20 protein-coding genes are annotated in these 20,528 nt (G+C 58.5%); 12 read left to right on the top strand and 8 right to left on the bottom strand.

The window, feature by feature from the left end; all coding sequences use genetic code 11:
• Positions 1 to 174 precede the first annotated feature (174 nt).
• Complete coding sequence (gene ettA / locus JFT81_RS19550; RefSeq protein WP_008078577.1) at positions 175 to 1,839, top strand: energy-dependent translational throttle protein EttA; 1,665 nt, start codon at positions 175 to 177, stop codon at positions 1,837 to 1,839.
• A 373-nt stretch (positions 1,840 to 2,212) separates the two neighbouring features.
• A complete protein-coding gene (gene gdhA / locus JFT81_RS19545) occupies positions 2,213 to 3,550 on the top strand; it encodes an NADP-specific glutamate dehydrogenase (RefSeq protein ID WP_201228567.1) in 1,338 nt (445 codons plus the stop codon).
• On the opposite strand, the gene JFT81_RS19540 is transcribed toward gdhA, so the two are convergent.
• The 4 genes from JFT81_RS19540 to JFT81_RS19525 all read right to left on the bottom strand — a co-directional run bounded on the left by JFT81_RS19540 (position 3,547) and on the right by JFT81_RS19525 (position 7,294).
• Entirely contained in the window at positions 3,547 to 4,041 is a 495-nt protein-coding gene (locus tag JFT81_RS19540; RefSeq protein WP_201228566.1) for a GreA/GreB family elongation factor, read from the bottom strand. The genes gdhA and JFT81_RS19540 overlap by 4 nt on opposite strands.
• A 70-nt stretch (positions 4,042 to 4,111) precedes the next feature.
• The gene (locus tag JFT81_RS19535) at positions 4,112 to 4,468 is read right to left on the bottom strand and encodes a hypothetical protein (protein WP_201228565.1); all 357 of its coding nucleotides are present in this window, start codon (positions 4,466 to 4,468) and stop codon (positions 4,112 to 4,114) included.
• A gap of 219 nt (positions 4,469 to 4,687) precedes the next feature.
• On the bottom strand, positions 4,688 to 6,541 hold the full coding sequence (locus JFT81_RS19530; RefSeq protein ID WP_201228564.1) for a DUF4105 domain-containing protein: 1,854 nt from the start codon (positions 6,539 to 6,541) through the stop codon (positions 4,688 to 4,690).
• A gap of 264 nt (positions 6,542 to 6,805) precedes the next feature.
• Positions 6,806 to 7,294, bottom strand: a complete 489-nt coding sequence (locus tag JFT81_RS19525) for a DUF3015 domain-containing protein (RefSeq protein ID WP_007909797.1) — start codon at positions 7,292 to 7,294, stop codon at positions 6,806 to 6,808.
• 300 nt (positions 7,295 to 7,594) lie between these two features.
• Between JFT81_RS19525 and JFT81_RS19520 the strand changes: the two genes are divergently transcribed.
• Both JFT81_RS19520 and JFT81_RS19515 read left to right on the top strand, forming a co-directional pair.
• On the top strand, positions 7,595 to 10,033 hold the full coding sequence (locus tag JFT81_RS19520) for an ATP-binding protein (protein WP_201228563.1): 2,439 nt from the start codon (positions 7,595 to 7,597) through the stop codon (positions 10,031 to 10,033).
• Between the two features lie 305 nt (positions 10,034 to 10,338).
• A complete protein-coding gene (locus JFT81_RS19515; protein ID WP_201228562.1) occupies positions 10,339 to 10,656 on the top strand; it encodes a hypothetical protein in 318 nt (105 codons plus the stop codon).
• Positions 10,657 to 10,707: 51 nt separating this feature from the next.
• Here the strand turns inward: JFT81_RS19515 and JFT81_RS19510 are convergent, their stop codons facing one another.
• Entirely contained in the window at positions 10,708 to 12,537 is a 1,830-nt protein-coding gene (locus JFT81_RS19510; RefSeq protein ID WP_201228561.1) for a hypothetical protein, read from the bottom strand.
• A gap of 166 nt (positions 12,538 to 12,703) precedes the next feature.
• On the opposite strand from JFT81_RS19510, the gene JFT81_RS19505 reads away from it, so the two are divergent.
• The 3 genes from JFT81_RS19505 (at position 12,704) to JFT81_RS19495 (ending at position 14,373) form a co-directional block, all read left to right on the top strand.
• A complete protein-coding gene (locus JFT81_RS19505) occupies positions 12,704 to 13,192 on the top strand; it encodes a TIGR00645 family protein (protein WP_201228560.1) in 489 nt (162 codons plus the stop codon).
• Between the two features lie 135 nt (positions 13,193 to 13,327).
• Entirely contained in the window at positions 13,328 to 13,633 is a 306-nt protein-coding gene (locus JFT81_RS19500) for a DUF6482 family protein (RefSeq protein ID WP_201228559.1), read from the top strand.
• A 122-nt stretch (positions 13,634 to 13,755) separates the two neighbouring features.
• A complete protein-coding gene (locus JFT81_RS19495) occupies positions 13,756 to 14,373 on the top strand; it encodes an FKBP-type peptidyl-prolyl cis-trans isomerase (RefSeq protein ID WP_008078561.1) in 618 nt (205 codons plus the stop codon).
• 119 nt (positions 14,374 to 14,492) lie between these two features.
• Here the strand turns inward: JFT81_RS19495 and JFT81_RS19490 are convergent, their stop codons facing one another.
• From JFT81_RS19490 to JFT81_RS19480, 3 genes are all read right to left on the bottom strand, one after another.
• Positions 14,493 to 14,750 (bottom strand): hypothetical protein, encoded by a 258-nt coding sequence (locus JFT81_RS19490; RefSeq protein WP_150602192.1) that lies wholly within the window; start codon positions 14,748 to 14,750, stop codon positions 14,493 to 14,495.
• A 206-nt stretch (positions 14,751 to 14,956) separates the two neighbouring features.
• Entirely contained in the window at positions 14,957 to 15,298 is a 342-nt protein-coding gene (locus JFT81_RS19485) for a zinc ribbon domain-containing protein YjdM (protein WP_127800002.1), read from the bottom strand.
• A gap of 181 nt (positions 15,299 to 15,479) precedes the next feature.
• Entirely contained in the window at positions 15,480 to 16,448 is a 969-nt protein-coding gene (locus JFT81_RS19480) for a polyprenyl synthetase family protein (protein ID WP_007950962.1), read from the bottom strand.
• A gap of 240 nt (positions 16,449 to 16,688) precedes the next feature.
• Between JFT81_RS19480 and rplU the strand changes: the two genes are divergently transcribed.
• The 5 genes from rplU to JFT81_RS19455 all read left to right on the top strand — a co-directional run bounded on the left by rplU (position 16,689) and on the right by JFT81_RS19455 (position 20,447).
• Complete coding sequence (gene rplU, locus JFT81_RS19475) at positions 16,689 to 17,003, top strand: 50S ribosomal protein L21 (RefSeq protein WP_003176051.1); 315 nt, start codon at positions 16,689 to 16,691, stop codon at positions 17,001 to 17,003.
• Between the two features lie 35 nt (positions 17,004 to 17,038).
• On the top strand, positions 17,039 to 17,296 hold the full coding sequence (gene rpmA / locus JFT81_RS19470) for a 50S ribosomal protein L27 (RefSeq protein WP_003176049.1): 258 nt from the start codon (positions 17,039 to 17,041) through the stop codon (positions 17,294 to 17,296).
• 193 nt (positions 17,297 to 17,489) lie between these two features.
• Entirely contained in the window at positions 17,490 to 18,713 is a 1,224-nt protein-coding gene (gene cgtA / locus JFT81_RS19465) for an Obg family GTPase CgtA (RefSeq protein ID WP_103303602.1), read from the top strand.
• Positions 18,714 to 18,850: 137 nt separating this feature from the next.
• On the top strand, positions 18,851 to 19,969 hold the full coding sequence (proB, locus tag JFT81_RS19460) for a glutamate 5-kinase (RefSeq protein WP_201228558.1): 1,119 nt from the start codon (positions 18,851 to 18,853) through the stop codon (positions 19,967 to 19,969).
• A gap of 10 nt (positions 19,970 to 19,979) precedes the next feature.
• Positions 19,980 to 20,447 (top strand): CreA family protein, encoded by a 468-nt coding sequence (locus JFT81_RS19455; protein WP_201228557.1) that lies wholly within the window; start codon positions 19,980 to 19,982, stop codon positions 20,445 to 20,447.
• Positions 20,448 to 20,528 lie beyond the last annotated feature (81 nt).

Raw genomic sequence — 20,528 nt, 5'->3', positions numbered from 1 at the left:
GACTGCCTTCCGTCATTCAGGTAGCTTTGCCGGTTACGCGGGAGCGTTCCAGCTCCTAGACTCAGACTTTTTCAGCGCGCACGCATTGATAACCATCAAGTGAACGACGCGCATGGTCTGGCCGGGCATCGCCTGCGCTGCAATCATTCATCTGTCACTGACCCAAGGTTCTCCATGGCTCAATACGTCTTCACCATGCATCGGCTGGGCAAAGTTGTTCCGCCGAAGCGGGAAATTCTCAAAAACATTTCGCTGTCCTTCTTCCCCGGCGCCAAGATTGGCGTGCTCGGCCTCAACGGTTCGGGTAAGTCCACGCTGCTGAAAATCATGGCTGGCGTCGACACCGAGTTCGAGGGCGAAGCCCGTCCGATGCCGGAGCTGAACATCGGTTATCTGCCGCAAGAGCCACAACTTGACCCAACCAAGACTGTGCGTGAAGTGGTCGAGGAAGCGGTCAGCGTGATCAAGAACGCTCAGGCTCGCCTGGACGAGGTCTACGCGGCTTACGCTGAAGAAGACGCCGACTTCGACAAACTGGCTGCCGAACAGGCCAAGCTCGAAGCGATCCTGCAAGCCAGCGACGGTCACAACCTTGACCGCCAACTGGAGGTTGCCGCCGACGCATTGCGTCTGCCGGCGTGGGACGCCAAGGTCGAATTCCTCTCTGGTGGTGAAAAGCGTCGTGTGGCCCTGTGCCGTCTGCTGCTGTCGGCCCCCGACATGCTGCTGCTCGACGAACCGACCAACCACTTGGACGCCGACTCCGTTGCGTGGCTGGAGCACTTCCTCCACGACTTCCCGGGCACCGTGGTTGCGATTACGCACGACCGTTACTTCCTCGACAACGTCGCTGGCTGGATTCTGGAACTCGACCGCGGCGCGGGCATTCCTTACGAGGGCAACTATTCGGGTTGGCTCGAAGCCAAGTCCGACCGTCTGGCTGCCGAATCCAAGCAGCAGTCGGCCCACGAAAAAGCCATGAAGGAAGAACTGGAGTGGGTGCGCAAAGGCGCGAAAGCCCGCCAGTCGAAATCCAAGGCGCGTTTGCAACGCTTCGAAGAAATGCAATCGCAGGAATTCCAGAAGCGTTCGGAAACCAACGAGATCTACATCCCGGCCGGTCCACGCCTGGGCGACAAGGTCATCGAATTCAAGAACGTCACCAAGGGCTACGGCGATCGCGTACTGATCGACAACCTGTCGTTCTCGATGCCGAAAGGCGCCATTGTTGGTGTGATCGGCGGTAACGGTGCCGGTAAATCGACCCTGTTCCGCATGCTGATGGGCAAGGAACAACCGGATTCGGGCAGCATCGAAGTCGGTGAAACCGTGCAACTGGCGTGCGTCGATCAGAGCCGCGATGACCTCGATGGCAGCAAGACTGTATTCCAGCAGATCTCCGACGGTTCCGACCAGATCCGCATCGGCAACTACGAGATCCCGTCGCGTACCTACGTCGGACGCTTCAACTTCAAGGGCGGCGATCAGCAGAAGTTCGTCAAGGACCTCTCCGGTGGTGAGCGCGGTCGTCTGCACCTGGCGCTGACCCTGAAGGAGGGCGGTAACGTCCTGCTGCTCGACGAACCGTCCAACGACCTCGACGTTGAAACCCTGCGTTCCCTGGAAGAAGCCCTGCTGGACTTCCCGGGCGCCGCCATTGTGATCTCTCACGATCGGTGGTTCCTTGACCGCGTCGCGACGCACATCCTGGCGTACGAAGACGACTCGCAAGCGATCTTCTTCGAAGGTAACTACACCGAGTACGAAGCCGACCGCAAAAAGCGTCTCGGCGAAGCAGCTGCCCAGCCGCACCGTGTACGTCACAAGAAACTGGCCTGATCTCGGGTTGGTTGCATGAAAAAGCGGAGCCTTCGGGCTCCGTTTTTTTTGCCCGGTTTTTTCAGGAAAACCGAGGTGGATTCATCGCTGGCAAGCCAGCTCCCACAGGGATTGTGTTATGTCCGGATTGTGTGAGCGCCGCTAAAACTGTGGGAGCTGGCTTGCCAGCGATGGCGGTGTAACTGTTGGTGCATCAATCAAATTTGTTCTCCCCATTCGGGTGCAAATCAGCGCCAAAAACCGGCCGGATTTATATCCTGTGCACCATTTAATTTCATAACTGCGACATTTTGCGCTGTTCCTGTGCGCGAATCGTTTGCTACAGTCCGGCTCAATCTCTTCCAACGACAATAAATTTGCCGAGACTTTTCCCATGATCGAATCCGTCGAATCCTTCCTCGCACGCCTGAAAAAACGCGATCCGGATCAACCCGAATTCCACCAGGCTGTCGAAGAAGTCTTGCGCAGCCTGTGGCCGTTTCTCGAAGCCAATCCGCATTACCTGACTTCAGGGATTCTGGAGCGTATCTGCGAGCCGGAGCGGGCGGTGGTGTTCCGCGTTTCGTGGGTCGATGATCAAGGCAAAGTCCAGGTCAATCGCGGTTTCCGCATCCAGATGAACAGCGCCATCGGCCCCTACAAGGGCGGCTTGCGTTTCCATCCTTCAGTGAACATGGGCGTGCTGAAATTCCTCGCCTTCGAACAGACCTTCAAGAACTCCCTGACTTCGTTGCCGATGGGCGGCGGCAAGGGCGGTTCTGACTTCGACCCGAAGGGCAAGAGCGACGCCGAAGTCATGCGTTTCTGTCAGGCCTTCATGAGCGAGTTGTATCGCCACATCGGTGCCGACGTTGATGTGCCGGCCGGTGACATTGGCGTCGGTGCGCGCGAGATCGGTTTCCTGTTCGGCCAGTACAAGCGCCTGAGCAACCAGTTCACCAGCGTCCTGACCGGCAAGGGCATGGCTTACGGCGGCAGCCTGATTCGCCCGGAAGCTACCGGTTTCGGCTGCGTGTACTTCGCCGAAGAAATGCTCAAGCGCCGTGAACAGACCGTTGAAGGCAAACGCGTGGCGATCTCCGGCTCCGGTAACGTTGCGCAATACGCGGCGCGCAAAGTGATGGACCTGGGCGGCAAGGTGATTTCCCTGTCCGACTCCGAAGGCACGCTGTACTGCGAATCGGGTTTGAGCGAAGAGCAATGGCTGGCGCTACTGGAACTGAAAAACGTCAAACGTGGACGCATCAGCGAACTGGCGACAGCGTTCGGTCTGGAATTCCGCGCCGGTCAGTTGCCGTGGTCGCTGCCATGCGACATCGCGCTGCCGTGCGCCACTCAAAACGAGCTAGACGCCGAAGCCGCGCAAACCCTGCTGCGTAATGGCTGCGTATGCGTGGCCGAAGGCGCGAACATGCCGACAACGCTGGAGGCTGTGGATATCTTCGTCGAGGCGGGGATTCTGTTTGCACCGGGCAAGGCGTCGAATGCTGGCGGCGTAGCAGTGAGCGGTCTGGAGATGTCGCAGAACGCCATGCGTCTGCTGTGGACTGCCGGTGAGGTCGACAGCAAGTTGCACGCGATCATGCAGTCGATCCACCACGCTTGCGTGCATTACGGCGAAGAAAATGGCCGGATCAACTACGTCAAAGGCGCGAACATCGCAGGCTTCGTCAAAGTCGCCGATGCGATGCTTGCGCAAGGTGTGGTTTAAGCCGGTTCGATGCGGATCACTTCAATCACTTGATCACCGACGGGGCGCTGCCACAGCACTTCGTCGTTGAGTCGAGCGCCCAACAACGCTCGGCCCAAAGGTGAACCCCAGTTGATCAGGCCTTTAGCGGCGTCGGCCTGATCTTCACCGACCAATTGCACGCGGCGTTCGGTGTTGTGTTCGTCGGCGTAAGTGACCCAACTGCCGATATGTACCTTGTCGGTGGACGTGGCGGCAACCGCCACTTGCGCGCTGCCGAGGCGTTGATTGAAGTAACGCAGGTCGCGTTCCAGATCGGCCTGGCGTTGTTTGTCGGCCTGGTCACCCTTGGCCGATTGCTCGGCGTGCAGGGCTTGCAGTTCGGCCACTTTGGCCTGCAACTGCGCCAAGCCCTGTGGCGTGACGTAATTGGGTTGTTCGCTGACCTGCCGTTCAACGGGCTGATCGGCTTGTGCAGCGGCGTTGTCTTCGTTGACGAATGCGCGACTCATGGTGTCCTCCTCGTATGAGGTTTGGGCCATGTTCGCAGGCATTTGGTTTCACTGGATGTCTGGATGCGACCTACTGCGAGCGATAGGCCCGCCCGGCGTCCTGATCTTTCTGTTGTTGCCAGGCACGTTCGCGTTCATCCCAGTGTTCGTTGCGGTAGTCATCGCGATCCTTGTTTTCCAGCATTGCCTGACACTGGCGGAAACCGTCGGTCCAGCCGTCGGCGTATTGTTTGTCCTTGAGATAGCGCGGCACGTTCTTGCGAAACTCGCCGCTGATCGAGCCGGCGGCCTGACGACCACTGACACAACCGTCATCAAAACCGTCGGCGAAGGCCGGTGGATAACCTTTGGCAATCAAATCATCGTGGGTGGTCTGGCAACCGCTCACTAACAGCAAAACCCCCAACAAAGCCGCACACCGCCACATCGCACTCTCCCGCGCCGCTTCTTCGGCTTGTAAGGAGAGTCTAGAAGGGGATTCGTCGGGCGTTGGTGAAAGGCATGTGAGTAATTCGTTGAACACCACAGATCCCTTGTAGGAGTGAGCCTGCTCGCGATAGCGGTGGGTCAGTCACAGCGACAGTGCCTGATGAATTGCTATCGCGAGCAGGCTCACTCCTACAGGGGGAATTTGTCGGGCTGCAGATCAGTAGTGATACCACTTCACTTCGAGCATGACCTCGGTTTCCGGTGTCGCTACATGACTGAACTCACGCTGTGCACTCAGGCGCAAACCAAGATTGCGTGACAACTCCCACTGCTGATTCAAGCTCAGGCTGCGACGCACTTCGCCGTTGGTGAAGTAATCGCCTTTGGCTTCCAGGCTCATGTTGCCCAGCGGGTTTTTCCACAGCACGCCGCTGTTGAAACCGGCCGCCGGGGCTATGAATCCGGCGAAGTCGTTGTTGTGTTCGATTCGCACGGTGCCGAGGGCAAAGCCCAACACATCCTCACCCAACTGCCACGTGCCACCGCCACCACCATTGACGTGGCTGACCAGCGTTTCGTCATCATGCTTGCCCGGCACGCGCTCAAGGCCACCAGTGACTTGCCACGACAGCGGTTGCAGCAGCTCATTGCGCGGGGTCAGTGAGCGGATGGTTGCCAGGTCCAGTTGCTGGAACTGCCAGTGATTGCCTTCGTACTGGCGCAGCTTCATTTGCAGGATCTCGATCTGCGCGCCGAGCGGGAAGCTTTCGGCGTTGTCGTTGAGATCGTGGTAAGCCATGCGCAAGCCATATTCGCCGAACGCACGATCGCCACGGGTGCCGAGACCGGCCTGCCAAGTGCGCGATTCGTGGCCATCTTCCGGCAAGCCCGGTTGCGGAATGTCCAGATCGGGTGCCGGGTTCTTGTTGATCGCCCGCAGCAGTTCGAAACTGCGTTGCGCCCGCTGCGGATCACGCTCCTGCCCGTTGGCGCGATAACGCTCCAGACGATACGCCGCATCGATGATCAACGCCTGGCGGTCGCGGGGCAGGGCTTTGAAAGTCGGGTCTTGCAGCACTTGTTGATCGGCGCTGACTTTCAGCACCCATTGCTGTTCATCACTGTTGAGCGGCTCGGCGCGGCTGAGCAATTCGCGCTCGCGGGACGGACGATATTGAATGCTTTCCACCAGCCCGGCTTCTTTCACCGCTTTGACCGTGTCGGTGGGAATCGCGGTCAGCGGGAATTGCTCGGTCAGACGCAGGCTCGGCCGTGCCACTTGCAGCAGTTCGAGCAAACGGTAGGAGCAGTTTTCATCGAAGAAGAAATAGTCGAACTGGATCTGCTTCAACTCCCACACATGTTCGACCATGCGTGCGGTTTCTTCCTGGGTCAGATTAAGCCGGTATTCCCACAGGTCGCGGTTTTCCAGGCTGCGGTATTCGGAGAGTTTTTCCTGATACGGCACCAGCGCGAACAGCCCCGGATAGCCGCCCATCAAGCCTTTCCAGGCGTAAAGAATGCTGTTGTCCGAACCTTCGATGTAGGCGCCGAAGTTGATCGCGTAACTGAGCAACGAGGTCTTGTCGGCCTGCACATCAGCCTGGTCGATGCGCAGCAGGGTGTGGCCGAACATCGATGACGGGCTGTTCAAATAAGCCGCCGGGAAGATCATCACCGCACTGTGTGGCGAGACGTCCTTGATCCACTTTTTGTACTCGGCGCACTCGGGCGTCGGTAGGTCGGTCAGGTTCAATTGCGCCTTTAGCCAGCGGGTACGGGCCGGATAAACGCATTGCGCATGTTGCTCGCCGAGGCTGGCCGGGGCGTACAGCGCTTGCACGGTGGCGGCGAGTTCATGATCGGGATGTTCATTGCCATCGGGCGCGAGAAAGAATTTCTTGTCGCTGACATAGCTGCGCCAACCGCCAAGTTTGGCGGTTTCGTAGTGACCGAGGGAAATCCAGAAGCGGTCGTTGGCCAGTTGCTGCAAACGTTGAGGGTCGATGTGTGGCGCGGCGGACAGCGGGGCGCAGACACAGAGCGCCAGCCAGGCAAGGCGTTTGAGCATAAGTGGCAACTTAAGTCGAAAGAAAATAAAACCCGAATCGGGGGTTAACACTCCACCCTTGTGGCGAGGGGATTTATCCCCGTTGGGCAGCGAAGCGGCCCCAAAACCTGTATCCCCAATGCATCAGCTATAACGCATGCACAGGTTCACGACTGCTGCGCAGCCGATCGGGGATAAATCCCCTCACCACAGGTTCAGCGTCACGGTGGAATCACTGCATAAAAAACAAAACCCGCTCCCCGAAGGAAGCGGGCGGGGTCGAGCTTAAGCCTGAGTTGCGTACTTGGCCAGACGAGGGTCCGATTTCAGTACAGCCAGGGTGTTGGTATGCACGTCTTCAGCGGTCACGTCAGCCTTGCTGAAGATCTGCTGGAAGTGCTCGTGAGTCACTGCAGCGAAATGCGCACGGTCTTCCGGCGCCACGCCCAGTACCACGGCATAGGTCGTCAGCGCTTCGCCGTTGCCCTTGGCCATGTCTTCGGACAGTTCGTTCATCATGCCATTCATGGCAAACCAGGATTTGCCGCCGTAGGTCAGCGACGCATTGGTCGAGCAACCGTTGGTACCGGAAGTCATACCAAACGTAGCGTTACCGGAAGTGCCGTTGGTGGTGGAAGCAAGGAAGTGCGCTGGGGTGCCACGCTGACCTTCGAACAGCATGTTGCCCCAACCGCAATCCGGGCCGCCCGGAGCTTGCGCCATTGCGTTGATGGATACAGCGGTGAAGAGAGTACCGAGAAGAATCCGTTTCATAGCTTTGTTCTCTTTGTGTGCATACCAATGGACAGGGTTCTGGCCCCCAAGCTCTGTACGAAACAGACCCAAACGAAGCCAGTGGGCCGGTATTAGTTCCAGCCGCGCAGTTTGGAGTTTAGGCACGTTCCCGCAGTTCCGTGATTTTTTACAAAAGATTCGGTCATAAGCCCGGTTTCCGGGGGGCTGCTGCGCAGAGCGCGAGTTGTCTATGCTTTGTCACATGGCGCGCCTTGCCAGTGGGGCACGGGCAGCGCCAGAATGCCGCTATCTGCCCCGCCTGATTGTTAAGGAAGCCCGATGCCTGATCCTGTTGCTGCCAGCTTGCGTCTAGCGCCCGAAGCGCTGACCCGTCCGTTTTCCGCTGAACAGTTCAGCTTCACTACCACCAATGATCTGGAGCCCTTTCGCGGTGTGCTCGGCCAGGAACGCGCGGTCGAAGCCTTGCAGTTCGGTGTGGCCATGCCACGCCCCGGTTACAACGTCTTTGTCATGGGCGAGCCCGGCACCGGCCGGTTCTCGTTCGTCAAACGCTACCTGAAAGCCGAAGGCAAACGCCTGCAGACCCCGGCGGACTGGGTCTACGTCAATAATTTCGATGAGCCGCGCGAGCCTCGCGTGCTGGAGTTGCCATCGGGCACTGCAGGCGCATTCATCGGCGACATCAACGGCCTGATCGACAACCTGCTGGCGACTTTTCCGGCGGTGTTCGAGCACCCGTCCTACCAGCAAAAGAAAAGCGCCATCGACCGCGCCTTCAACCAGCGCTACGACAAGGCCCTCGACATCATCGAGCGTCTGGCCCTGGAGAAAGACGTCGCCCTGTACCGCGACAGCAGCAACATCGCCTTCACGCCGATGCTCGACGGCAAGGCGCTGGATGAAGCTGAGTTCTCGCAACTGCCGGAAGCTGATCGCGAGCGTTTCCACGAGGATATCTCCGGCCTCGAAGAGCGCCTGAACGAAGAGCTCGCCAGCCTGCCGCAGTGGAAGCGCGAGTCGAATAACCAGCTGCGCTCGCTCAACGAAGAAACCATTACGTTGGCGCTGCAACCGTTGCTGTCGCCACTGTCGGAGAAGTACGCCGAGAACGCGGCGGTCTGCGGTTACCTGCAAGCGATGCAGGTCTACCTGCTGAAAACCGTGGTCGAGCAACTGGTCGACGACAGCAAGACCGACGCCGTCGCGCGCAAGTTGCTGGAAGAACAATACGCGCCAAGCCTGGTGGTTGGGCATCCGGCCAGCGGCGGTGCGCCGGTGGTGTTCGAACCGCACCCGACTTACGAAAACCTCTTCGGCCGTATCGAATACACCACCGATCAGGGCGCGCTCTACACCACGTATCGCCAGTTGCGTCCGGGTGCCTTGCACCGCGCCAACGGTGGCTTCCTGATCCTTGAAGCGGAAAAAATGCTCAGCGAGCCGTTCGTGTGGGATGCGCTGAAACGCGCGCTGCAATCGCGCAAGCTGAAAATGGAATCGCCGCTGGGCGAGATGGGCCGTTTCGCCACCGTGACCCTCAACCCGCAGCACATTCCGTTGCAGGTCAAAGTCATCATCATCGGTGCGCGGTCGTTGTATTACACGCTGCAAGACCTCGATCCGGACTTCCAGGAGATGTTCCGCGTTCTGGTCGATTTTGACGAAGACATTCCGATGGTTGACGAGAGCCTGGAGCAATTCGCCCAGCTGCTGAAAACCCGCACGTCAGAAGAAGGCATGGCACCGCTGACCGCCGATGCGGTGGCCCGTCTGGCGACTTACAGCGCACGGCTGGCCGAGCATCAGGGGCGTTTGTCGGCGCGTATTGGCGATCTGTTCCAGCTGGTCAGCGAAGCGGATTTCATCCGTCACCTGGCCGGCGATGAAATGACCGATGCCGGGCATATCGAACGTGCATTGAAAGCCAAAGCCACGCGTACCGGACGTGTGTCGGCGCGGATCCTCGACGACATGCTCGCCGGGATCATCCTGATCGACACCGATGGTGCGGCGGTCGGCAAATGCAACGGTCTGACCGTGCTCGAAGTCGGCGACTCGGCGTTCGGTGTGCCGGCGCGGATTTCCGCCACGGTATATCCGGGTGGCAGTGGCATCGTCGACATCGAGCGTGAGGTCAACCTCGGCCAGCCGATTCACTCCAAAGGCGTGATGATTCTCACCGGTTACCTGGGCAGCCGTTACGCTCAGGAATTCCCGTTGGCGATTTCCGCGAGCATCGCGCTTGAACAGTCCTACGGTTACGTCGATGGCGACAGTGCGTCGTTGGGCGAGGCGTGCACGCTGATTTCGGCGCTGTCGAAAACGCCGCTCAAGCAGTGTTTTGCGATCACCGGTTCGATCAACCAGTTCGGCGAGGTGCAGGCGGTCGGCGGCGTCAACGAGAAGATCGAGGGCTTCTTCCGCCTCTGCGAAGCACGCGGTTTGACCGGTGAACAAGGTGCGATCATTCCGCAGGCCAACGTTGCCACGCTGATGCTCGATGAGAAGGTATTGGCGGCGGTGCGCGCTGGGCAGTTCCACGTTTACGCGGTGCGTCAGGCTGATGAGGCGCTGAGCCTGCTGGTCGGCGAGCCGGCCGGTGAGCCGAATGCCGAGGGTGAGTTCCCTGAGGGCAGCATCAACGCACGCGTGGTCGAGCGCTTGCGCGACATTGCCGAAATGATCAGCGAAGAAGACCTCAAGGAAGCCGAGAAGGAATTGGCGCAAGAGGCATTAGCCGAAGCCAAACCCGCGTAACCCAACGCAAACCCTGTAGGAGCAGAGCTTGCTCGCGAAGCTTTCCGTCCATTCAACACCGATGTTGAATGGACGACCGCTTTCGCGAGCAAGCTCTGCTCCTACAAAGGCTGCGTGAATATCGGGAGAAGTGCCGTCAGTCTGGCGTCAATATTCACACAATGACCATTCGGCGCCTTCTGGTTCTATCTGGCTTGCTCAGCGGACTTTTCTTCTATTCTCTGCTCAAGGATATCGACAGTATCACTGGATCGAGCCAGTCCTCCCGTGAGGGCTGAACACCGGCTTCACCGAGGGTCGCCGCCATGTCGCGCAACCTCTGCCTCACCCGTCAATGCCTGGGTCTTGTGACCCGTATCGAATGCGCCATCAAACCCTTGGCCGGCGATAACGGCATGTGGACGCTGCTCTTCGCTGCCGGCATGGCCGGCGAACAACCTTCCGCAATCAAAGCCCAGGGCCCGTTTCACGGACCCGTAGCCGCAGAGTCGATTCTCGACACTATCGTCGAAAGCCTGACCTTGCACGGCTACGAATTGGCCGACGATCCGCAGATCTGGAGCCTGCACCTGCAAGCCCAACTGCGCCAGATCAACGGCGGCCGCAGCCGTAGCCTCAATTAACTCCTCCCCATGCAGGAGCTGCCGCAGGCTGCGATCTTTTGACTGTGCTCTTCAAGGCGCAGTCTCAGGCAACGACGCCTTGTCGAGTTTGACCTCAAAGCCGTATTGCACGGTGGCGAGGTCTGTTCGCTGATAGGTCTCCACGCGCGTTGGACGGCCATAAAAGTAATGCACGCCAAACAACGCCGGGCCTTCTGCGCTGGCGTCATGGCTGACCGAGAGAATCTGTTTCAGGTAATTACCGCTGTCGTCCTTGACGAAAAACCGCCATTCGTTGGCCGGGAACAGTTTCAGATCCACCACCAGCATGTTGTTCCTGATCTCCAGGCCTTTGGGCAATGCCTTGGCGTCGTAGGCTTGCTGCGCCACTGTCGCCAGAAACAGCGGCATCGAACCGACGGCAATCGCCGGGGTTTCCGGAAACAGATTCAGATCATAGGTAATCGTCGCGCGCAGCGGATCGACCTGATAAGCCTCGGGCGGCAGTTCGATTGGCTCGTCGAGTTTGCCATTGTGTTTTTCGGTGAAGAACGTCACCGGGCTCTCGCCTGGATTGAAGTCGTCACCGAGCAATTCATCGTTGAAAGTTCGGCGGTGAGAGAACTCGATGCGCGCGGCGCTCGGTTCTTCCACGGATTGATGGATACGGATGCCGGCTTTCAGTTGCTCCTCCGTCAGCGTCGCGCCCTTGAGCCAGTTAGCGGCCTGATCGTCGTACACCACCACTGATGGGTCCAGCGCCTGAATAGCTTTTTCAGTGGTGTGCTGATTGAAGGCGCGAATCGGCAGATCCAGCTTTTTACGGCTCACGGTGACGGCGGAGAAGTCCAGCACGCTGACTTCCAGTGTCTCGATGGGGCCATTGAAATAGACCTTGTTGTAGCGTTTCGGGTGCTGTTGCTCAAACGTCTGCTGTTCGTCGTTCAACTGCTTTTCCAGGGTATCGCTCCAGCTCTTCTGCTGTTGCAACTGCGCCAGTTGCTTCTCGTAGAAAGACACCTGCTCCGGGCTCTCGTTGATCGACCCGGCGCGCACCAGATATTGCCCGGTGGTGTCGCGAGCCTGAACGATCAGCGGGTTGAGTTGGGCGCCGGCCACTTCCGGGGCCAGCGGCAGGCTGTTGCTGAATTCGACTTCGGCGTAGTTCTTTTCAAGCTTCAGCAGTTTGACGCTGAGGTTGTCGTTGGTGCGCGTCTGGCCGACATCCTTTTTCGTCAGGTCGAAGCTGTATAAACGACGCGGGGCGATCACTTCAACCTGGCCTTGCAGGCTGACCGGTTGCGGCTGGGTTTTCTTGTCGACGTCCAGCCCTTCGATGAATGGGTAGGTCACGGTCAGGTCATCGGGGTTGGTCACATTGGAGCTGGACGGGCTGAGCTGAATGCCCGGGTCGGTTTCCGACCATTCCGGCTGATAAGCAATGACGCGTTTGTTGCTCAACGTCACCGATTGCCATTCCACGCCATGCGGGAACAGGAAGCCGCCGGGAATGTTCAGGTTGAACGGAAACACCGGTTGCAGATCGGTGAGGTAATCGGAGCTGGCATCCTTGTGCAGCACGAACAGGCCGTTGATGAAAGTATCGACCAGCGCCTGCGGGGCAGGGTAGTGCTTGAGCACCGCGAGGGCGTCTTCGCCATATTCGGTACGTGGCGGATTGTCAGTGAGTTTGAGTTGCGCGCGTTCGAGCAGCAGCAACGAGCCGCCAAGCTCGGTGATGGCGTCCTTGAGCTTCGGATCGGTGATGGCGTCCAGCGATTGTTCGAACTTTGCGGTCTTTTCTTCCAGGCTGAGCGTGTGTTTCTCATCGCCAGGCGAGCAACCGCCCAGCAATAGGGCCAAGCAGATTCCGGCAGTCGTTATCGGCAATCGCACATCCATTTCCACTCGTCCTGTCCACTGTCGCTGGGCTGTCAATGCTTTGGACACTAGCAGAAATAAATCCACATACACACGCAGGTAGCGGATTTGCAGGCAGTTTCTGGCGGTCACAGGTGGCTGGTATACTCGCCGCCGATAACCACCCCCCCCCCTTGTGTGAGATTCAATGGAACGCTTTATCGAAAACGCAATGTACGCCTCGCGCTGGCTGCTGGCACCGATCTACTTCGGGTTGTCCCTGGGCTTGCTGGCGCTGGCGCTGAAATTCTTCCAGGAAGTTTTTCACGTCATCCCCAATGTGTTCTCGATGGCCGAATCCGATCTGATTCTGGTGCTGCTGTCGCTGATCGACATGGCCCTGGTGGGCGGCTTGTTGGTGATGGTGATGATTTCCGGCTACGAAAACTTTGTCTCGCAACTGGACATCGATGAAGACAAGGAAAAGCTCAGCTGGCTGGGCACCATGGACTCTTCATCGCTGAAGATGAAAGTGGCGGCCTCGATCGTGGCGATTTCCTCGATCCACTTGTTGCGCATCTTCATGGATGCCAAGAACGTCGATCCCGAGCATCTGAAGTGGTACGTGATTATCCACATGACCTTCGTGCTCTCGGCCTGCGCGATGGGGTATCTGGACAAGGTGACCAAGCACTGATCATTTTTTGATCGCTGTAATAGCGCCGCCCGTCTGTTGTGAAACAGACGGGCGGTGTCGTTTGTGGCTTGTGCTTTGGTGCGCACCGGCCTATCCCTGTAGACGTCCTGACTCGCCATAGCGTGAGGTACGTTCATGAACCTGCAAGAGTTGAATGCGTTTGCCATCGCCAGAAAAGTCGATGAACTGAACCTGATCTCCATGGAAGGCGGGATTTACCTGCTCGAGGCACGAATGCACGGTGCGGCGTATCCGTTGAGAGATCTCAAAGGCGACATGTTGACGCTGCGTTCGGTGGAGCATGCTCGGGATTTGCTGCATAACTTTCCGGTGCTGCCCTTCAACCTCGTTCACACCTCGGTACATGATGAAATGTGTGGGCTCGGGGCCAGTGGCGAGGAAAGCCTGAAGGTGCCGATCGCCTGGCGCTCGGCCCTGTAGGCGCTGCGTCCCATCACCTGAGCATCTGTGCTAGTCTGCTCGCCCTTTTGGTTCCGGGCGCGCCGGGACGGGCTGTGCACGCACGGCAAGTCTTGTGGCCGTCCGCACAGCGGAGCAGTGTCATGTCCGAAGTAAATCTGTCCACCGACGAAACCCGCGTCAGCTACGGCATCGGCCGTCAGTTGGGTGACCAGCTGCGCGACAACCCGCCACCGGGCGTTAGCCTGGACGCCATTCTGGCTGGCCTGACCGACGCATTCGCCGGTAAGGAAAGCCGTGTGGGTCAGGAAGAAATGTCCGCCAGCTTCAAGGTTATCCGCGAAATCATGCAAGCCGAAGCGGCTGCCAAAGCTGAAGCGGCTGCTGGCGAAGGTCTGGCATTCCTGGCTGAAAACGCCAAGCGTGACGGCATCACCACTCTGGCTTCCGGCCTGCAGTTCGAAGTGCTGACTCAGGGCGAAGGCGCCAAGCCGACCCGTGAAGATCAAGTGCGTACTCACTACCACGGCACGCTGATCGACGGCACTGTGTTCGACAGCTCCTACGAGCGTGGCCAGCCTGCAGAATTCCCGGTTGGCGGCGTGATCGCTGGCTGGACCGAAGCCCTGCAACTGATGAATGCCGGCAGCAAATGGCGTCTGTACGTGCCGAGCGAACTGGCTTACGGCGCTCAAGGCGTTGGCAGCATCCCGCCGCACAGCGTTCTGGTATTCGACGTCGAGCTGCTCGACGTTCTGTAATCCCGTGACCTCGTAGGAGCAAGGCTTGCCCGCGAAGGCGTCCGGTCAATCGACATCAATGTTGAATGAAAGACCGCTTTCGCGAGCAAGCTCTGCGCCTGCAGGGTTTGTGGCGTTACTCATAGTTCTATCTTGTGATGCAGTTCATTGGTCGGGCGCAAGGCCCGGGCATAGCAGAACAGAAACAGATTGCGCACCAGCTCCTTGAGCACCAGCGGCTCGCTGGAATTCAGGCTGCTGACGTCCAGATCCCCCTGATCCTGCAGTTCATGCAAGGCTTCTTCTTCAAGCACCGCACAGACCTCGCCGGTTTCCCGATGGAGGATTCTGAGGTAAGGGTGTGGGCGATCCAGCCAGGCGTCGATCAAATAAGTCATGGTTCTCATCTCCATTGAAGGTGTTTGATGAGAATAATTCTTATTATCGAAATAGCAAGTGTCTATTGGCAGATTGTGGATTTTTAAGGGTAAAGATTGCGTAAGGTCAAAACGGCTGGCGTTTGGCTATTGCGAGGGTTTATTGGGATTGGGCGGGGAGGGTGAAGCTCCATCCCACGGCTGGCGCGGGATGGATCACAGCAGAATCAGACTTTTCTGACGAACTCGGATTTGAGCTTCATCGGGCCGATACCGTCGATCTTGCAGTCGATGTCGTGGTCGCCATCGCACAGGCGGATGTTCTTGACCTTGGTCCCGACCTTGACGACCAGCGAGGTGCCCTTGACCTTGAGGTCCTTGATCACGGTGATGGTGTCGCCGTCCTGCAGGACGTTGCCAACCGAATCTTTTTTCACGGCGTCATCGGAAGCCACTTCGGCTTCACCGCCGGCAGACCACTCGTGGGCGCACTCCGGGCACACCAGTTGGGCACCGTCTTCGTAGGTATATTCGGAATTGCATTTCGGGCAGGGTGGCAACGTGCTCACTAAGGCTCCTTGAGTGTGGATCGCTAAAAGTCGCACATTATATAGGGTTTTACGCGAGGGAGGGCATAGCGCAGAAACAACTGTGGGAGCGAGCCTGCTCGCGAAGGCGCCAGGCCAGTCAACATTGATGCCGACTGGCCTGACGCCTTCGCGAGCAGGCTCGCTCCCACAAAGGGCAGAATCAGTGAGTACGGGCGACCGCAAACTCACTCAGTTCAACCAGGGCATCGCGATATTCGCTGGCCGGCAGTGCATCGAGGCACTTGATTGCACGGGCCACGTAATCACGGGCCAGTTGCGCGGTGTACTCCAGCGAGCCGGAGGCTTCCACAGCAATGCGGATGCTTTCCAGGTCTTCGATCCCGCCTTTCTGGATCGCCTGGCGCACCAGTGCAGCCTGCTCAGGCGTGCCTTCGCGCATGGTGTAGATCAGCGGCAGAGTCGGCTTGCCTTCGGCCAGATCGTCACCGACGTTCTTGCCCAGGGTTTCAGCGTCGCCCTTATAGTCGAGCAGATCGTCGACCAGTTGGAACGCCACGCCCAGGTGATCACCGAAAGTACGCAGGGCTTCGCTCTGCTCGGCAGTGGCGCCGGCCAGTGCGGCGGCGCTGTGGGTCGAAGCCTCGAAGAGCATCGCGGTTTTGCCGCGGATGACTTCCATGTAGGTTTCTTCGGTGGTGCTGGCATCGCGAACCTTGGACAGTTGCAACACTTCGCCTTCAGCGATGATGCGCGTGGCCTGGGACAGGATCTTCATCACCGGCATCGAGCCTAGTTCGACCATCATTTCGAAGGAGCGCGAATACAGGAAATCGCCGACCAGCACGCTCGGCGCGTTGCCCCACATGGCGTTGGCGGTCGAGCGGCCACGGCGCATGCCGGACATGTCGACGACGTCGTCATGCAGCAAAGTCGCGGTGTGCAGGAATTCGATGGTGGCGGCCAAAAGGCGCATGTCGTCGCCTTCGCGACCCAGGGCTTTGCCACACAGCAACACTAATAAAGGACGCAGACGCTTGCCGCCGGCCGAGGTGATGTAATCGCCGATTTTCGATACCAGCGGTACTCGGGAAGTCAGCTGCTTCTTGATGATGCCGTCGACGGCGCTAAAATCGTCCGCCACCGCGCGGTAGAAAGCTTGGGGTTGCATCAGCGAGAGTCGCTCCAGAAGGGTTGCGCGGCATGCTAGGACCCCCATCCAGACCTGTCAAGGCGCGATGGACGGCTACTTGCAAGCCTGCTGCGCCTTGCGTACAATCGCGCACCCTGAACTTCCTGGGCAGCACCTGCCTTACGCAATTGCAAGCGGGCCTTCCAGCCCCATGCAGCCATGCCAGCCAATACCTCTTCTTATAAAGAGCTGGGTGAGCAGGATTATCGGAGAAATACCATGTCTTATGCAGTAATCGTTACTGGCGGCAAGCAGTACAAAGTCGCCCCAGGTGAATACCTGAAGATCGAAAAACTGGAAATCGCTACCGGCGAATCCGTTACCTTTGATCGCGTTCTGTTGGTTGCCAATGGCGACGACGTAAACATCGGCGCTCCAGTTGTTGCTGGCGCTACTGTTGTGGCTGAAGTGATCTCCCAAGGTCGTCACGATAAAGTCCGCATCATCAAGTTCCGTCGTCGTAAGCACCACATGAAGCGTATGGGCCACCGCCAGTGGTACACCGAGATCAAAATCACCGGTATTCAGGCTTAATTTCAGCCTAATTCCTCACTAGGAGAATTGAACTCATGGCACACAAAAAAGCTGGTGGTAGTACCCGTAACGGTCGCGACTCAGAAGCCAAACGCCTTGGCGTCAAGATGTATGGCGGCCAGAAAATCATTCCGGGCAACATCATCGTGCGTCAGCGCGGCACCCAATTCCACGCCGGTTACGGTGTTGGCATGGGTAAAGATCACACCCTCTTCGCTAAAATCGAAGGCGTGATCAAGTTTGAAGTAAAAGGCGCGTTCAACCGCCGTTACGTGAGCGTTGTCGCAGCTTAATTGCGCAATCGCTGGAAGAGCCCTGTCTTGCGACGGGGCTTTTTCGTTTGTGGGGTGAGTCTCTTGCAAAACTGTTTGTATGGGCTGTCGGCGTGCGATGCAGGTCGTGTTTTGGGGTCGCTGCGCTCATTTTTGCAAGAGTCTTATGTCTTGATTGTTTTTCGGCTCGTCCGTATGGCGAGAGGCGTTGGTTATGAAGTTTGTTGATGAAGTATCGATTCGCGTAAAAGCTGGTGATGGCGGCAACGGTGCCATGAGTTTCCGTCGGGAAAAATTCATCGAGAACGGTGGCCCGAACGGCGGTGATGGCGGTGACGGCGGTTCCATCTACATGATGGCTGACGAAAACCTCAACACCCTGGTGGACTACCGTTACACCCGGCACTTCGATGCCGAGCGTGGCTCCAACGGCGGCAGCACCGACTGCACCGGCAAGAAAGGTGAAGACCTGATCCTGCGCGTTCCGGTCGGCACGACCGTGATCGACTCGGCGACTCAGGAAGTCATCGGCGACCTGACCAAAGCCGGTCAGAAGTTGATGGTCGTGCAGGGCGGTTGGCACGGTCTGGGTAACACCCGTTTCAAATCCAGTACCAACCGTGCGCCACGCCAGACCACACCGGGTAAGCCGGGTGAGCAGCGTGACCTGAAACTGGAAATGAAAGTACTGGCTGACGTGGGTCTGCTGGGCTTGCCGAACGCCGGTAAAAGTACCTTCATCCGTTCGGTCTCGGCCGCCAAGCCGAAAGTTGCCGACTACCCGTTCACCACGCTGGTGCCAAACCTCGGTGTGGTCAGTGTCGATCGCTGGAAGAGCTTCGTTGTTGCCGACATTCCGGGTCTGATCGAAGGTGCTTCCGACGGTGCCGGCCTGGGTATCCGCTTCCTCAAGCACTTGGCGCGTACGCGTCTGTTGCTGCACCTCGTCGACATGGCGCCGCTGGATGACACCAGTGCACCGGATGCCGCGGAAGTGATCGTCAACGAACTGATCAAGTTCAGCCCGTCCCTGGCTGAGCGTGATCGCTGGCTGGTGCTGAACAAGTGCGACCAGATCCTTGAAGAAGAGCACGAAGAGCGCGTCAAGGAAATCGTTGATCGCCTGGAGTGGACCGGTCCGGTCTACGTGATCTCGGCCATCGCCAAGATCGGTACCGAGCGTCTGTGCCACGACATCATGCGCTACATGGAAGATCGTGCTGATCGTCTGGCCAATGACCCGGCTTACAAAGAAGAGCTGGCCGATCTCGATCAGCGCATCGAAGACGAAGCCCGCGCGCAATTGCAGGCGCTGGATGACAAGCGTGCCCTGCGTCGTAGCGGCGTGAAGTCGGTCCATGACATCGGCGACGATGATTGGGACGAAGAAGATGTGGATGACGAAGACGGTCCGGAAATCATTTACGTGCGTGACTGATCCGTTGCGATAAACTTGAACGCCGCTCAATCGAGCGGCGTTTTAGTATCTGGAAATCGATCGTAGGTCAGCAATAGCCACGATTAACGTCACGGGCAGTGCCAGGTCGCGCTGTCCTCAAGCTAAGGTTGAAGATGATGCGGAGCAAGGTGACAGGTGCGCAGCGTTGGGTCGTGAAGATCGGCAGCGCTTTGCTGACAGCTGATGGCAAAGGGCTGGATCGCGCGGCAATGAGTGTCTGGGTCGAACAGATGGTGGCCTTGCATGAGGCTGGCGTCGAGTTGGTGCTGGTGTCCTCCGGGGCGGTGGCGGCGGGCATGAGCCGCTTGGGCTGGACCGCACGACCCAGTGCGATGCACGAGCTTCAGGCGGCTGCAGCGATTGGCCAGATGGGGTTGGTGCAGGCGTGGGAATCAAGCTTCGCCGAGCATGGCCGCCACACGGCGCAGATTCTCCTGACTCACGACGACCTGTCCGATCGCAAGCGCTACCTCAATGCCCGCAGCACCTTGCGCGCGTTGGTCGAGCTTAAAGTCATCCCGGTGATCAACGAAAACGACACCGTGGTCACTGACGAAATCCGTTTCGGTGACAACGACACGCTAGCCGCGTTGGTGGCCAACCTGGTTGAGGCTGATCTGTTGGTGATCCTTACCGATCGCGACGGCATGTTCGACGCTGATCCGCGCAACAATCCGGATGCGCAACTGATTTACGAAGCGCGTGCCGATGATCCGAGTCTGGATGCGGTGGCGGGCGGCACAGGCGGTGCGCTGGGGCGTGGCGGCATGCAGACCAAGCTGCGCGCGGCGCGTCTGGCGGCGCGCTCCGGTGCGCACACCATCATCGTCGGCGGGCGTCTTGAGCGTGTGCTCGATCGCCTGAAGGCGGGTGAGCGTATCGGCACGCTGCTGTCGCCTGAGCGCGGCATGCTCGCGGCGCGCAAGCAATGGCTGGCCGGGCATCTGCAAACGCGCGGCACGCTGGTGCTGGACGATGGTGCGGTGTCGGCGCTGTCTCAAGGTAACAAGAGCTTGCTGCCGGTGGGTGTGAAGCTGGTGCAGGGCAGTTTCCGTCGTGGCGAGATGGTGGTTTGCGTGGCGCCGGATGGTCGTGAGATCGCCCGGGGCCTGGCCAACTACAGCGCGCTGGAAGCACAAAAAATCATCGGTCAGTCGTCGGAAGCGATTGTCGGTTTGCTGGGTTACATGGCTGAGCCTGAGCTGGTTCACCGTGACAATCTGATTCTGGTTTAAGGAAAACTCGATGCGCGTAGCAAAAGGATTGTTGGGTTTGTTGATGGCGCTGCCATTGCTGGCCTCGGCCGAGGAAATCGGTCAAGTGTCGACAGTGTTCAAGCTTGTCGGGCCAAATGACCGGATCGTGGTCGAGGCGTTTGATGACCCGAAGGTCGAGGGCGTGACCTGCTATCTGTCGCGCGCCAAGACGGGTGGAGTGAAAGGTGGTTTGGGTCTGGCCGAAGATCGTGCTGAAGCCTCCATCGCCTGTCGGCAGGTTGGCCCGATCAAGTTCAAGGGCGAACTGAAGGATGGCGACGAGGTGTTCAAGGAGCGCACATCGCTGGTGTTCAAGACCATGCAGGTCGTACGTTTCCTCGACAAGAAGCGCAACACCCTAGTGTATCTGGTCTATAGCGATCGCGTGATTGAAGGCAGCCCGCAGAATGCGGTGACGGCGATCCCGATTCTGCCTTGGGTTCCGGTCCAGCAATAACAGCGCAAAACCAATTCGCTGGCGAGCCTGCTGGCGATAGCGGTTTTGAACGTTGATGGGCGAGCCGTTCGGCTCGCCTTT

The organism is Pseudomonas sp. TH43 (genome assembly GCF_016650635.1).
GTDB lineage: Bacteria > Pseudomonadota > Gammaproteobacteria > Pseudomonadales > Pseudomonadaceae > Aquipseudomonas.
Note: the sequence above shows the minus strand (reverse complement) of the source record. Positions and strands in the feature narration are given on the sequence as shown.